The sequence below is a fragment of the Kribbella sp. NPDC048837 genome (genome assembly GCF_055586945.1).
On sequence record NZ_JBVJHF010000001.1, the window covers coordinates 1,369,220 to 1,383,093 of the forward strand.

Genomic DNA, 13,874 nt, shown 5'->3' on the forward strand with positions numbered 1-13,874 from the left:
GCGTGACGAAACGCATCGCCCTCGCGACCTCGGCCGACTTCGCCGGGTTGCACGAGCACGACCTCCCGCTCGTCGACACCCTCCGCGCCGCCGGGCTCGACCCGGTCGCCGAGATCTGGACCGACCCGTCGGTCGACTGGTCCGGGTACGACGCCGTTCTGCTGCGCTCGGTCTGGGACTACCACCGCCGGTACGACGAGTTCACCGAGTGGCTCGCGCTGCTCGACAAGGCCGGCGTACCCGTGCTGAACGACAGCGGTCTCGTCCGCTGGAACGGCGACAAGCGGTACCTGCTCGAGCTGCGTGAGCGCGGGATCGCGATCGTGCCGTCCCAGATCGCGGCCGGCGCGTGCCTGCGCGAGGTGGTCGCCGGGATGACCGGCCAGGAGATCGTCATCAAGCCGACCGTCGGTGCGAGCGCCCTGCACACTGTCCGCGGGGTGGCCGGGTCCCCGGAGCTCGACCGGGCGATGGACAATCTGCCGGACATCGTCTACCTGGTCCAGCCGTTCCAGTCCGAGATCGTGACCGACGGCGAGTGGTCCCTGATGTTCATCGACGGCGAGTACACCCACGCCGTGGTGAAGCGCCCGGCAGCTGGTGACTATCGGGTCCAGGAACACCACGGCGGGCACTCGGTTCTGACCGACCCGGCGCCCGCCGTACTGGACGGCGCCCGGACCGCCCTGGAGGCGGCCGGTCCCGCGCCGGCCTACGCCCGCGTCGACGGCGTCGTCGTCAACGGCCGCTTCCTCCTGATGGAACTCGAACTGATCGAGCCCTACCTGTTCCTCCCCCACTCCCCGGAAGCAACCCACAAACTCGCCACCACGGTCGCGGCCCGCGTCTGACTGACCGCCGCCTCCGTGGCACCCCGATAGGGTCGGGGCATGCCGACGCTCGAGGACATTCGCCAGGCCGCGGAACAGCTGGACGGCCGGATTCACCGCACCCCGATGCTGAGCTCCAGCGCGCTGGACGAGCGGTTCGGCGGTGAGATCGCGTTGAAGGCGGAGCTGTTCCAGAAGACCGGCAGTTTCAAGGTGCGCGGGCTGTTGACCAAGCTGCTCAGGTTGAGTGCCGAGGAGCGCGACCGCGGCGTGATCACGGTCTCGGCCGGGAATGCGGCCGGCGCCCTGGCCTGGGCCGCCGGGAACGCCGGTGTCCCGGCGACCGTGGTGATGGCGAAGACCGCCGTACCGGCCAAGGTGGACGCGGCTCGCGGGTACGGCGCGACCGTCGAGCTGGTCGAGGGTGACCTGATGGCGCAGTACGAGCGGATCCGGGACGAGCGCAAGCTGACCGGCGTTCACCCGTTCGACGACGAGGACGTGATCACCGGCCACGGCAGCCTCGGTCTCGAACTGCTCGAGGATCGCCCCGACCTCGACACCGTGCTCGTCCCGGTCGGCGGCGGCGGACTGATCTCCGGTGTCGCGACGGCGGTCAAGCTGGTGAAGCCGGCGATCCGGGTGATCGGCATCGAGCCCGAGCAGGCCGACGTGGTCAGCCGCAGCCTGGAGGCCGGCGAGCCGCAGAAGCTCCCGACGGCCCGCTCGATCGCCGACGGACTGGCCGCGCCGGTCTGCGGCACCCGCAATCTCCCGCTCATCCAGCAGTACGTCGACACCGTCGTCCGCGTCAGTGAGGACGCCCTGCTCGAGGCGACGCGACTGGTGATGTCGCGGACCAAGCTCGCCCTCGAACCAGCAGCCGCCGCACCTTTCGCCGCCCTGCTCGAGGGCAGCATCCAGCTCGACGGGGTCACCGCCGCGGTCGTCAGCGGCGGCAACCTCGATGTGTCGAAGCTGATGCTCTAGGCGGGAGCCAACCGGGCCCGGGCACCGGATCTGACCCCGTCGCCGGGATCGTCGACCAGATCGCCCTGGCGGACCGGATCGTTCTCCGGCAGCAGGATGTCCCGCGCCACCACCAGCATCAGCCAGAGCGTCCCGGCCATCCGCAGGATCACCGAGAGCCAGTAGATCCGGTCCGGGATCTCCGGATTCCCGGGCGCGAGGAACTGGGCCAGATGCATCCACACCAGCATCCAGTAGAAACACTCGCACGCCTGCCAGATCAGCCAGTCCCGCAACCGCGGCCGGGCCAGCGCCACCAACGGCAGCAGCCAGAGCACGTACTGCGGTGAGTAGACCTTGTTGATCAGCAGGAACGCCGCGACCACCAGGAACGCGAGCTGGGCGAATCTGGGCGGTCTCGGCGCCATCAACCCGAGGATCGCGATCGACAGGCACAGGCCGGCGAAGATCACGATGTTCAGCTGGTTGACGTCCGCGACCTCGTGCTTGGCCAGCTTCAGCACGTACCAGATCGAGCCGTAGTCGCTCTCCCGCTGGTCGTTGAACGTCCAGAACGACATCCACTCGTTCTTCGCCAGCAGGTAGATCGGCGCGTTCACCAGACCCCACGCGACCGCCGCGGCGATCACCGCCTGGAACCACGGCCACAGCTTGCGGCCCCGGATGCACACGATCAGCAGCGGCCCGAGCAGCAGGAACGGATAGAACTTCGCCGCCGTCCCCAACCCGAGCAGTACGCCGAACCAGATCGGTCTCCCGCGTGACCAGGCGAACATCGCCCCGGCCGTGAGCGCGACCGCGAACAAGTCCCAGTTGATCGTCGACGTGAGCGCGAGTACCGGCGCGGCGGCGACGTACAACGCATCCAGTGGCTGGCCCCGGGCCGCACCCGGACGCGATTCGACGCCGCGCGCGGTGGCGACCGTGAAGCCGACGATGAACAGCGCGCAGATGAACAGCAACGCCACGTTGACGACGAAGAACACGCCCGCGGTGGCGCGCTTCTGCTCGACGCTCACGTCCTTCTTCGGGTCGCCGGTGAACAGCCAGGTGATCTTGGCGGCGACCTCCATGAAGCCGCCGGTGAGCACCGGGTACTCCAGGACCGGGTAGTTGCCGGTGTCGAGGAACGGCCGGTTGCCCTCGGCGAACCCGCGCTCCTGGTACAGGAACCCGATGTCGGAGTAGCAGAGCGCCTTGAACGGCCGCCAGCTCTGCCGATCCCAACCGGCCTCCATGCAGGGCGCCTTCTGCAGTACGCCGAGACCGAACGTGATCGTGCACACGGCGAGCGCGATCCGCAGTGGCGTCCACCAGGACGAGCTGAGCCGGGCGAACCGCCCGATCGGCCCACCGAGCCCAACGGTCAGGCCGGCGACAGCCGGATCGACCTCCGTCGGCGGCTGCCGGTCCTGCGCGTCCTGGGTACGTAGTCCGGTCACGGTGGGCATCATCTCCTATCGGCTCACCTGGCGACCAGGAGAGGTTACCCACAGGTGCCTGAGGCCCTGTGCGGGCAGGGCCGCGCGCCGTCACCCAAGGGCATGGGCCGCCACGGCGGTAGTGGTCCGGTCCGGACCCTCCCACCCGAACAGATGCCCGCCGTCGTCGAACAATTCAACCTTCGCTCCCGGCAGGGGACCTCGTCGTACCGGCGGGAGAGGTTCGCCGCACCCCTCCCGCGCCGCATGTAGTCCAGCGCTCAGGTCGTAGATCGACGGCGACGCGTGAGCGCCAGCGCGCCGGCGAGCAGCGCCAGGCCCAGGAGGGCTGTTGCCCCGGCGGCCAGGCCCAGGCGCCCGCCGACGGGCCGATAGACGCACGACACCTCGGAGGCACCGGCTCGAATCGGCACCGCCATCAGTCCCGCGCGCGTACTGGGTGAAGCCGCGGCGCCACCGTCGACCGAGCAGCGCCACCCCTCGATGCGGATCACGCCGATGACCACCGCGCCGGGCGCACCCGGCGTGAGCCGAATGTCGATGCTGTGGCCCCCCACGCTCACCGCGGCCGGCCGACTCTCGTTCAGCCTCCCCGCCGCCGCGGTGAGCAGATCATGGTTCAGACAGCCGAGCGCCGTGGCCGGCAGCCGCGCCGGTCCCCGCACCTGGACGACCAGCTCGACGACGCCGTTCGCGCCGACGGTGCCGATCCGGCGCATCGGCGCCCCGGAGTAGACGCCCGGTCGCTTGGCCTTCGGGTCCAGGTTCGTGACCCATCGGGTCCCGTCGACCTGCACGTCGCCGATGAAGGTCGGCGCCGCGAGGTAGATCTCCGAACCAGGTCGGCACGACGCGACGAACCGCGCCTCGGTGGGCTGCGCAGCGTCGGGAGTGAGCAAGAATCCGCCCTGCCGGTCGGACACGCTGACGCCGGGCGTGACCTCGGCCTTCAGCTTCGGAACCGTGTAGACGTCGGCCCCGAGCGCGGTCTCCTGCAAGCCGAACGGCGCGGGGTCGGACGACGCCCACGCGTTGACCGGACGTACGGTGACCAGCGGCGCCACGTGATCGTTCTTCACCAGCCGCACCGCGTCGCCATCGCCCGTCTCGGAGTCCGAGTCCACGCGCGCTCCGACGGAGAACACCGCATCGACCACCGGGTTCTGCGGATCCACGGTCGCCCGCCCGTACGAGCTGTACCCGAACCCGAGTCCGACCAGTTCCTTCGAGATCGCGTCCGGGATCGTGCTGGAGTAGTACTGCGGTCCCTGTCCCCCGATCAGCATCGGATCGTTCACCGTCAGGGCCGCCCCGGGAGCCGCCCGCTGCTGCGGCCAGTCGTCCGCGGACAGCACCAGCGAACGGATCTCGTCGTGCTCCTGCCCCCAGGGAGCGGCGGCGCTCAGAATCTTGCTACGCGCAACGTCGATCGCGACCGAGGACATCGTCACCTCGACCAGTACGGCGCCGACCAGCAGAGCGACCGCGCCACGACGCGCCCAGTCCGGCAGCGGACGGCGACTGGCCAGCCAGGCCAGCACAGCCACAACAGCCAGGATCGGTACGGCGATGCGCGTGGTCGCCGTGACATAGCGGACATCCCAGGTCACGGCGTACAGGACGAGCACCAGCGCGATCGGTGCCGCGACGGCGACGACCGTCCGCAGGCCTGACGCCGCCGACATCCAGCCGATGATCACCAGCAGTCCGGCGATCACGAAAGCCTGACGGAACGGGCTGCCGTTCGGCGAGTCGAACCCGTGCCACACCTCGTGGGTGATCCGGATCTGCATGCTCAGCAGGGTGAGCAGCACAGTGGCGGACCAGACGATCCGCTCGCGCACCGGGATCGCCCGGTTGAACGGAAAACTCAAGGCCAGCAGCAACATCAACGTACCGACGGCCAACCCCGGACTGGTGCCGACGCCCTCACTGCCAGGAAGCAGCCGGGACAGGAAGTCCATCCACGAGATCGATTGGAACTCGGTCTTCGGGCTCGGCCGCGCCGCCCGGATCGCTTGGAACGTCGGCACCAGCAGGGGCGCCGCGAGTCCGATGCCAAGGGCAACGGCCACCAGGCACCGCGCAGCGCCGGTGAGCCGATCACGCCAGGACACCAAGGCGTCGTACGACAGGATGCGTGCCACGACCACGATGCCCGCGCCGATCGTTGCCATGTACACCGTGTAGAAGTGCGACGTCCACAGCAGCGCAACGACGAACGGCGTCACCAGCATCGACGGCACCGACCGGCGGCGCAGGATCCACTCGCAGAGCAGGCAGAGCACCGGGAAGGCGACCATCCCGTTCAGCCACACGGTCATGTACGCTGCGTCGTCGATCGCCCAGGCGCAGGCGCCGTACGAGACTCCGGCCGCCACCGCGAGCCAGAGGGGTCCGGTCGGCCGCAGCCGACGGAGGTACGCCGTCATCGCGCCGGCGCCGAGCGAGATCGCGGCGACCGCGACGAAGAACAGCGCGAGGTCGATCCGGTCCCGGGGGAGCACGAGAGCGATCCACGACAGGGTCGACCCGACGTACGCCATCAGGTCGCCGAGGAACGGAACGCCGAACCCGCTCGACCAGTTGAAGAGCAGGTCGCCGGGCGCCTGGCCGGTGACGACGTCGCGCAGGTGCGCGTACATCGGGACGAACTGCTGACCGAGGTCGTTGGTGCTCCGGGCGCGGTCGCCGAACGGGTACGTCCCGCGGATGATCCCGCTCGCGACGAACGTCGTACCGGCCGCGGCCGCGGCGACCAGGACCGGCCAGTGACGGCCGAGCCAGGGAAACCTCCTGGTCATACTGCCTGCCGGGACTCGACGGCCGAAGCGGACGGCGCTGGATGCTCGAGATAGGTCAGCCGCGCGGCCTCCTGCCGGCTGCGGCCGACGGCGTCGAGCAGATAACCGAGCACCAGCATCAAGATCCCGATCAGAGCGATCGACGAGGCCAGGATCGCGGTCGGGAACCGCGGCACCAGGCCGGTGTCGAGATACTCCAGTACGACGGGCGCACCGAGGATCAGCGCCACCAGGCCGAACAGTCCGGCCAGGACACCGTGGAAGAGCGTGGGCCGCTCGAGCCGGGTCAGGGTCAGGATCCAGTGCAGGATGCGCACGCCGTCCCGGTAGGTGCGCAGCTTGCTCTCGCCACCGCTGGGGCGTTCCTTGTACCCGACCGGGATCTCCGCGACCGGGACCCGCAGGTGCAGCGAGTGGATGGTCAGCTCGGTCTCGATCTCGAACTCCCGGGACAACGCCGGGAACGACTTGACGTACCGGCGCGAGAAGGCCCGGTAACCGCTGAGCATGTCGGTGATCTCCCGGCCGAACAACAGGCCGGTGGCACCGGTGAGCACACGGTTGCCGAAGGTGTGGCCGGGCCGGTAGGCAGCAACGTTGGAGTGCTTGCGGACGCCGACGACATGGTCGTACGGGCCGGTGAGCAGCACCCGGACCAGCTCGGCCGCGCGCGCGGCCTCATAGGTGTCATCGCCGTCGATCAGCACGTAGACATCGGCCTCGACATCGGCGAAGGCCCGGCGGACGACGTTGCCCTTGCCCTTCCGGGCAACGTGCCGAACCACCGCGCCCGCGGCCTCGGCGATCGCCGCCGTGTCGTCGGTGGAGTTGTTGTCGTACACGTAGATCGTCGCCGTCGGCAACGACGTTCGCAGTTCGGAGACGACCTTCCGGATCGCCGCGGCCTCGTTGTAACAAGGCACGATCACCGCGATCTCGACTCCGGACAGGCCCTGCACGTCGTCCATATCCCCCTCGTTCCCCAGCTGCTGCCCAACCTCGGCTACTCCATAGATGTCGCGAGTCCGTGGGAAAGTTGCATCGCGGGAGGGAAATTCTCATCTAGACCGGTAAAAGCGGCCTTTCCGGATCAGTCCGTGACGCCCTGATGACTGCCCGGAGTCTCGATCCGGGTCAGCCACCCGGCGAGCAATCGCTCCAATTGCTGGGCTTCAGCCGGAGTCAGGGCTTCGTTCAGCAGGCGTTGCTCGTTGGCCATGTGGGCGGCGAAGGCCTTGTCGATCAGGCGGCGGCCGGCCGGGGTGAGCCGGACGACGCGACCACGACCGTCGGCGTCGCTGCGCCGGCGCCGGACCAGACCGGCCTGCTCGAGCCGGTCGACCCGCTTGGTGACCGCGCCGGTGGTCACCATCGTGTGCAGCGCGATCTCCCCCGGAGCCCGCTCGTACGGCGCCCCTGCGCGGCGCAGGGCCGCGAGGACGTCGAACTCCCCCTCGGACAGGCCGTAGTGGGCGTAGAGCAGGGTCAGCTCGCCGGTGAGGTGGTTCGCGATCCGGTGCAGCCGGCCGATCACACCCTGCGGGCCGGTGTCGACGTCCGGCCGCTCGCGCGCCCACTCCGCCTGGATCCTGGCCACCCGGTCCTCGGTCATACCGGTCATACCGGTCACTATATCTTCCCGGGAAGATATAGTAGTTTCCATGGAAAATACTTTGCGCTGGGCGCTGGTCACCGCGATCGCCCCGGTGGCCTGGGGCACGAACTACTTCGTCACCCACGAGTACCTGCCCACCGGCTACCCGCTGTACGGCGCGGTGTTCCGGGCACTGCCGGCCGGCGTACTCCTGCTGTGCCTGGCCCGGCGGCGACCGCGTGGGGTGTGGTGGTGGCGGTCGCTGCTGCTCGGCGTGTGCAACATGGGCGCCTTCTTCGCGCTCATCTACCTCGCATCGCAGCTGCTGCCGGTCAGCCTGGCGTCGACGATCATGTCCGCCTCGCCGCTGACCATGGCGTTGTTCGCCTGGGCGCTGCTCGCGGAACGGCCGACGGCGGTCGTGCTGACCGGCGCCGCGGCCGGGATCGCCGGGGTCGTCCTCCTGCTCGGCGCGGGATCGACCTCGGTCGACCTCCGCGGAGTCGCCGCTTCGGTGGCCGCACTGACGATGTCGTCGTGCGGGTACGTCCTCGCCAAGAAATGGGGCCGGGCCGACGGACCGCTCGCGACGACCTCGTGGCAACTGATCGCGGGCGATCTGGTGCTGATCCCGTTCGCGGTGATCTTCGAAGGCGCGCCGCCGAACCTGGACGGTCCGGCACTCGCCGGTTTCGTGTACGTCGGGTTGGTCGCGACCGCACTCGCGTTCACCGCGTGGTTCACCGGCCTGCGTCATCTGACGGCCGCCACGGTCGGACTGATCGGGCTGCTCAACCCGGTGACCGGCGTACTGCTGGGCGTCCTCGTGTCAGGTGAGGTGCTGACCCTCCGGCAGGTGCTCGGGCTGGCACTGGTGCTCCTCGGAATCACGGTCAGCCAGCTCCCGGCCCGGCTGAGGGTAGTCGAAGCGCTTCGACTGCGGTAGAAAGGGTCAACTACACGAAGGGGTACGACGATGGTCACGATCGGGGACGTTGCTCGGCACGCCGGGGTTGCGGCGAGCACGGTCTCCTACGTGCTCAGTGGGAAGCGGTCGATCTCGTCGGATACCCGTGAGCGCGTCCAGCGCAGTGTCCAGGCGCTGGGCTACCGGCCGAACGCGAGCGCCCGCGCGCTGGCCAGCCAGCGGTCCAACGTGCTCGCGCTGGTGATCCCGCTGCGCACCGGCATGCACGTCCCGGTGATGATGCAGTTCGCCGCCGCGGTCGTGACCACGGCCCGCCGGTACGACCACGACGTCCTGCTGCTGACCGCCGACGAAGGTCCGGACGGGCTCGAGCGGGTCGCGCAGAGTTCGCTGGTGGATGCGCTCGTGGTGATGGATGTCGAGCTGCACGACGAGCGGGTGCCGGTGCTGCGGGAGCTGCCGATGCCGTCGGTGCTGATCGGCTACCCGGACGACGCCGACGGGCTGACCTGCATCGACCTCGACTTCGTTGCCGCGGGCGCGCAATGTGTCGACCACCTCGCCGACCTCGGGCACCGGTCACTCGCCCTGCTCGGTACGCCGTCCGCCGTGTACGAGCGGCAGACCGGCTTCGCGCAGCGCACGCTGACGGGGTTCGCCGAAGCCGCCGCGCGGCGCGGGGTGCTCGGGGTCGAGACGCCCTGTGAGCACACCTTCGACGCGATCCTGCACACCGTCGAGCAGCTTCTCCACGACCACCCGGACATCACCGGCCTCGTCGTCCAGAACGAGCCCATCATCGGCCCACTCCTCGACGTCCTGCGCCGGCTCGGCCGCCGGGTCCCCGAGGACATGTCGCTGGTGGCGATCTGCGCGGACGACGTCGCCGAACGTCAGGTCCCGCAGCTGTCCTCGGTGACCATCCCGGCGGAGCAGATCGGCGATCGGGCGGTCGAGGCGCTGATCGCCAAGCTCGAGGGTGGCGACGTACCCGAGCTGACTCTGCTCCCGCCGGCGCTCACCGCGCGCGCGAGCACCGGCCAGGCCGTCACGACGACTTGACCACCGCATAACCGCCGGGCCGCAGCGGCAGCTCGCCGACGACCACCTCCGCGCCAGCGGCCGGTACGACGACCTCCGCGTCACCGTGGTTGAACAGGAAGGTCCACGTGGTGTCGCCGTCCCGCCGCCGAACGATCTCCACCAGGGACGTCGTCAGCCCCAACAGCGTCGACGCCGTCTCGTCGTCCAGCTCGGTCGACACGTACCACGCGGTGCCCGCGCCCACCTCGCGCCGGGTGATCGCGGGCTTCCCGTCCAGCACTCCCCCGGCGTACCGGTCCACGACCTCGGCCGAGACGGTCCGCACGTCCTCGCTCCACAGCCGCCCTCGCCCGCCGGACGACAACGCGACCTCGCCGTCCGCCGGCAACGGATGGAACTCCTCCACCCGTACGCCGAGCAGCTCAGTGAACACACCCGGATACCCGCCGAGCCGGACCCGCAGGTCGGGATCGACGATGCCGCTGAAGTAGCCGACCACCAACTGCCCACCACTCCGCACGTAGGACGCCAGAGCCGCCGCAACCTCGTCGCTCACCACGTACAGGCTGGGTGCGACGACCATCTGGTACGACGAGAGATCAGCCGTTGGAGCCACGACGTCGGCCGTCACCCCGGCACGCCAGAAGTGACGATGCGCGGACCGCACCGCGGCCAGGTAGTCCAGCGACGACGACGGCAGATGCGTCCCCTGCATGGCCCACCAGCTCTCGGCATCCCACAGGATCGCAACATCCGCGACCACCGTGCTGTCCGCGGCCTCGGCCAACCGCGGCAGCACCGCCCCGAGCTCCACGACCTCCCGGAAGATCCGGGAGTCCGCACCGGCATGCGGAACCATCGCCGAGTGGTACATCTCCGCACCACCGCGCGACGCCCGCCATTGAAAGGACAGCGCGCCCTGCGACCCGCGAGCAATGTGCGACAGACTGTGCCGCGCCATCCGTCCCGGCTCCTTCGCATGCAGCCGCTGCCCGTCGTTGAGCGTCCCTGCCGCCTGCTCCATCAGCAGCCACGGCTTCCCGCCGGCCCACGAGCGCGCGAGATCGGCGCCGAAGGCGGTCTGCTCCTCCGCGCCGATCCCGGTCTGGTCGGGATAGTGGTCGATGGCAACGACATCGACCTCGGCCGCCCAGCGGGCATGGTTCACCGGTACCCAGCCGCCGAAGACGAAGTTGGTGGTGATCGGCAGCTCCGACCGCGCCCGGAGCTCGGCCTTCTGCTCCTGGTACGCCGCGAGCAGCTCGTCGGACCAGAATCGCTTGTAGTCCAGGAACTGCGTCGGATTCACCAGGTACTGCGTCTTCCGCGGCGGCCGGATGTCCTCCCACTCGCCGTACCCCTGACTCCAGAACGCCGTCGTCCACGCCTCGTTCAACCGGTCGAGCGAGCCGTACCGCTCCCGCAACCATGTCCGGAACCGATCCGCCGCCAGCTCGCAATGACACGTGGTCCCGTACTCGTTGTGGACGTGCCACATCGCCAGCGCCGGATGATCGTGATACCGCTCGGCCAGCGCCCGCGCGATCCCACGCGCGGCATCCCGGTACGCCGGTGCACAGGCGCAGTACGTGTCCCGGCTGCCGTGCGTCAGTCGTACGCCGTCCGCCGACACCGGCAACGCCTCCGGATGGAGCCGGCTGAACCACGGCGGCGGTGACGCGGTCGGCGTGGCCAGGTCCACACTCACGCCACCGTCGTGCAGCAGGTCGAGCACGCGATCGAGCCAGCCGAACTCGTACCGCCCTTCGGACGGCTCGAGACTCGACCACGAGAACACCCCGACGGTCACCAGGTTCACGCCGGCCCGACGCATCAGGTCGACGTCCTCGTTCCAGACCGCCGGATCCCACTGCTCCGGGTTGTAGTCCCCGCCGTACCAGAGTCGCGTCATGCTACACAGAGAGCGTGACGGTGTAGTTGTCGCAGATGCCCTCGACCACCTCGGACTCGACCTCGCCGTCGTGGAGGCTGAGTTCGATGGCCGCGGCCACTCCCCCGTGGGCGTCCGGGAGTTCGACGGTTGTCGTCAGGCCCTCGGCCGGGGCGAACCAACGGAGGTCGACGCCGTCGGACCAGTCGTACTCCGGTCGGTCGTCGACGGCTCCGAAGGGGATGACCGCGCCCTCGCGGACGAAGACCGGCAGGCTGTCGAAGCCGTACGTCTGCCGCACCCAGCGTGGACCGGCGATCTCCTCACCGGACAGCAGGTGCGTCCACCGGCCCTCGGGGAGGTAGAACGAGACTTCGCCGTCCCAGCTCATCACCGGCGCGACGAGCAGGTCGGGGCCGAGCATGTACTGGCGATCGAGGTGGGCGACGGCTGGGTCGTCGGGGAACTCCAGGACCATCGGCCGCATCATCGGCACGCCGTCGTGCTGCGCCTCGGCCGCCGCGGTCATCAGGTACGGCATCAACGAGAGCTTCAGCTTGGTGAACTTCCGCAGTACGTCGACCGCCTCGTCGTCGAACGCCCACGGCACCCGGTACGACGACGAGCCGTGCAGGCGCGAGTGCGACGACAGCAGGCCGAACGGGACCCACCGCTTGAAGATCGCCGGGTCGGGCGTGCCCTCGAACCCGCCGATGTCGTGACTCCAGTAGCCGAAGCCGGACGCGGCCAGCGACAGCCCGCCGCGCAACGATTCCGCCATCGCCTCGAACGTCGACTCGCAGTCGCCACCCCAGTGCACCGGGAACTGCTGGCCGCCGGCGGTCGCCGAGCGGGCGAACAGCACGGCCTCGCCGTCGCCGCGGTTCTCCTTCAGGAGGTCGAAGACGGCGGCGTTGTAGAGCTGCGCGTAGTAGTTGTGCATCCGCTCCGGGTCGGAACCGTCGTGCCAGGCGACGTCGGTCGGGATGCGTTCGCCGAAGTCGGTCTTGAAGCAGTCGATGCCCAGGTCGATCAGCGCCTGCAGCTTCGAGCGGTACCACGCGGTCGCGTCCGGGTTGGTGAAGTCGACGATCGCCATGCCGGCCTGCCACATGTCCCACTGCCAGACCGAGCCGTCCGGGCGCTTGAGCAGGTAGCCGAGCCGGCGGCCCTCCTCGAAGAGGATCGAGCGCTGCGCGATGTACGGGTTGATCCACAGGCTGATGCGCAGACCGCGCTCCTTCAGCCGGCTGACCATCCCGGCCGGGTCCGGGAACGCGACCGGGTCCCAGACGAAGTCGCACCAATGGAACTGCCGCATCCAGAAGCAGTCGAAGTGGAACACGCTCAACGGCAGGCCGCGCTCGGCCATCCCGTCGACGAACGCGCTCGTGGTCTCCTCGGTGTAGTCGGTGGTGAACGACGTCGACAGCCACAGCCCCATCGACCAGGCGGGAACGCGGGCGGGCCGGCCGGTGAGGCCGGTGTAGCGGCGCAGGACGTCCTTCGGGGTGGGGCCGGCGAAGACGTAGTACCCGAGCTCCTGGCCTTCGACGCTGAACTGGTTGCGGGAGGTGACCTCGGAGCCGACCTCGAACGAGACCCGGGCCGGGCTGTCGACGAGGACGCCGTACCCGTTGCTGCTCAGGAAGAACGGGACGTTCTTGTAGGCCTGCTCGCTCGACGTGCCGCCGTCCGCGTTCCAGCTGTCGACGATCTGACCGTTCTTCGCCAGCGGGCCGAAGCGCTCGCCGAGGCCGTAGATCGTCTCGCCGACGCCGAGCGCGAGCTGCTCGTGCAGGTACTGCTTGCCGTCCGCGTCGGTGATCAGGCCGACGCTGCGGGCGCCCGAGTTCGTCAGCGGGCGTCCGTCCTGCTCGAACCGCACGTCCCACGGGCCCTCGAGCTGGACCACGACACTCAGCTCACCCGAGGTCAACCGCGCCTCCGCGGCGCCGACGTCGACCTTCACCGGGTGCTCGTCGTCGACGTTCAGCCGGTACGACGGACGCGCGGGCAACCCGCCGAGGTGATGCGCGATCCGGACCCCGATCACGCCCCGGGCCGGCGACGAGAACGTCACCGTGAACATCGGCTGGTTCAGCGTGTCACCGCGCCGCTCGATCCGCCGGGCCGGCGCGAACACGGTCAGCTCCCGCTCCCCCGCCACCACGCTCTCCACCTCGGCGGGACGCAACCGCGTCAACCCCGCCCGCAGCTGCCAATACCCGTCGGTGAACTTCATCTGGGAGCCTCTCTCGGGGGGCATCGAAGCGCTTCGACAACGCTAGGTCGGCGACTTCACGCCGTCAAGTTGGTCCCGGCAGGCGGGCTCTCAGCGGGTTCTCAGC

At 69.5% G+C, this 13,874-nt stretch carries 10 protein-coding genes; 4 read left to right on the forward strand and 6 right to left on the reverse strand.

What is annotated here, in order from left to right; translation table 11 throughout:
• The first annotated feature begins 2 nt into the window (after nt 1-2).
• Both ACZ6O0_RS06295 and ACZ6O0_RS06300 read left to right on the forward strand, forming a co-directional pair.
• Nucleotides 3-851 (forward strand): ATP-grasp domain-containing protein, encoded by an 849-nt coding sequence (locus ACZ6O0_RS06295; RefSeq protein WP_465763751.1) that lies wholly within the window; start codon nt 3-5, stop codon nt 849-851.
• A 39-nt stretch (nt 852-890) separates the two neighbouring features.
• The gene (locus tag ACZ6O0_RS06300; RefSeq protein ID WP_465763752.1) at nt 891-1,820 is read left to right on the forward strand and encodes a threonine ammonia-lyase; all 930 of its coding nucleotides are present in this window, start codon (nt 891-893) and stop codon (nt 1,818-1,820) included.
• Here the strand turns inward: ACZ6O0_RS06300 and ACZ6O0_RS06305 are convergent.
• From ACZ6O0_RS06305 to ACZ6O0_RS06320, 4 genes are all read right to left on the reverse strand, one after another.
• Nucleotides 1,817-3,271: a glycosyltransferase family 87 protein gene (locus tag ACZ6O0_RS06305; protein WP_465764068.1), complete on the reverse strand. Its 1,455-nt coding sequence runs from the start codon at nt 3,269-3,271 to the stop codon at nt 1,817-1,819. The two genes, ACZ6O0_RS06300 and ACZ6O0_RS06305, sit on opposite strands and share 4 nt — an antisense overlap.
• Nucleotides 3,272-3,522: 251 nt before the next feature.
• A complete protein-coding gene (locus ACZ6O0_RS06310) occupies nt 3,523-6,066 on the reverse strand; it encodes a YfhO family protein (protein WP_465763753.1) in 2,544 nt (847 codons plus the stop codon).
• Nucleotides 6,063-7,034, reverse strand: a complete 972-nt coding sequence (locus ACZ6O0_RS06315; protein WP_465763754.1) for a glycosyltransferase — start codon at nt 7,032-7,034, stop codon at nt 6,063-6,065. The genes ACZ6O0_RS06310 and ACZ6O0_RS06315 overlap by 4 nt, the downstream gene beginning before the upstream one ends.
• 122 nt (nt 7,035-7,156) lie before the next feature.
• Nucleotides 7,157-7,687 carry a MarR family winged helix-turn-helix transcriptional regulator gene (locus ACZ6O0_RS06320; RefSeq protein WP_465763755.1) on the reverse strand — a complete coding sequence of 177 codons (531 nt, stop codon included), beginning with the start codon at nt 7,685-7,687 and terminating at the stop codon, nt 7,157-7,159.
• Nucleotides 7,688-7,727: 40 nt separating this feature from the next.
• Here ACZ6O0_RS06320 and ACZ6O0_RS06325 point away from each other — a divergent pair, with 40 nt between their 5' ends.
• Entirely contained in the window at nt 7,728-8,606 is an 879-nt protein-coding gene (locus tag ACZ6O0_RS06325) for an EamA family transporter (RefSeq protein ID WP_465763756.1), read from the forward strand.
• Nucleotides 8,607-8,636: 30 nt separating this feature from the next.
• Nucleotides 8,637-9,650 carry a LacI family DNA-binding transcriptional regulator gene (locus ACZ6O0_RS06330; RefSeq protein ID WP_465763757.1) on the forward strand — a complete coding sequence of 338 codons (1,014 nt, stop codon included), beginning with the start codon at nt 8,637-8,639 and terminating at the stop codon, nt 9,648-9,650.
• Here the strand turns inward: ACZ6O0_RS06330 and ACZ6O0_RS06335 are convergent.
• Together ACZ6O0_RS06335 and yicI are read right to left on the reverse strand one after the other, a co-directional pair.
• Nucleotides 9,637-11,544 carry a beta-galactosidase gene (locus tag ACZ6O0_RS06335; protein ID WP_465763758.1) on the reverse strand — a complete coding sequence of 636 codons (1,908 nt, stop codon included), beginning with the start codon at nt 11,542-11,544 and terminating at the stop codon, nt 9,637-9,639. The two genes, ACZ6O0_RS06330 and ACZ6O0_RS06335, sit on opposite strands and share 14 nt — an antisense overlap.
• A gap of 1 nt (nt 11,545) precedes the next feature.
• On the reverse strand, nt 11,546-13,768 hold the full coding sequence (gene yicI, locus ACZ6O0_RS06340; protein ID WP_465763759.1) for an alpha-xylosidase: 2,223 nt from the start codon (nt 13,766-13,768) through the stop codon (nt 11,546-11,548).
• Nucleotides 13,769-13,874: the final 106 nt, after the last annotated feature.

Coding starts and splice junctions, on each gene's coding strand:
- ACZ6O0_RS06300 (WP_465763752.1), top strand. CDS start 891: ATGCCGACGCTCGAGGACATTCGCCAGGCCGCGGAACAGCTGGACGGC.
- ACZ6O0_RS06305 (WP_465764068.1), bottom strand. CDS start 3,271: ATGCCCACCGTGACCGGACTACGTACCCAGGACGCGCAGGACCGGCAG.
- ACZ6O0_RS06310 (WP_465763753.1), bottom strand. CDS start 6,066: ATGACCAGGAGGTTTCCCTGGCTCGGCCGTCACTGGCCGGTCCTGGTC.
- ACZ6O0_RS06315 (WP_465763754.1), bottom strand. CDS start 7,034: ATGGACGACGTGCAGGGCCTGTCCGGAGTCGAGATCGCGGTGATCGTG.
- ACZ6O0_RS06320 (WP_465763755.1), bottom strand. CDS start 7,687: ATGACCGGTATGACCGAGGACCGGGTGGCCAGGATCCAGGCGGAGTGG.
- ACZ6O0_RS06325 (WP_465763756.1), top strand. CDS start 7,728: ATGGAAAATACTTTGCGCTGGGCGCTGGTCACCGCGATCGCCCCGGTG.
- ACZ6O0_RS06330 (WP_465763757.1), top strand. CDS start 8,637: ATGGTCACGATCGGGGACGTTGCTCGGCACGCCGGGGTTGCGGCGAGC.
- ACZ6O0_RS06335 (WP_465763758.1), bottom strand. CDS start 11,544: ATGACGCGACTCTGGTACGGCGGGGACTACAACCCGGAGCAGTGGGAT.
- yicI (WP_465763759.1), bottom strand. CDS start 13,768: ATGAAGTTCACCGACGGGTATTGGCAGCTGCGGGCGGGGTTGACGCGG.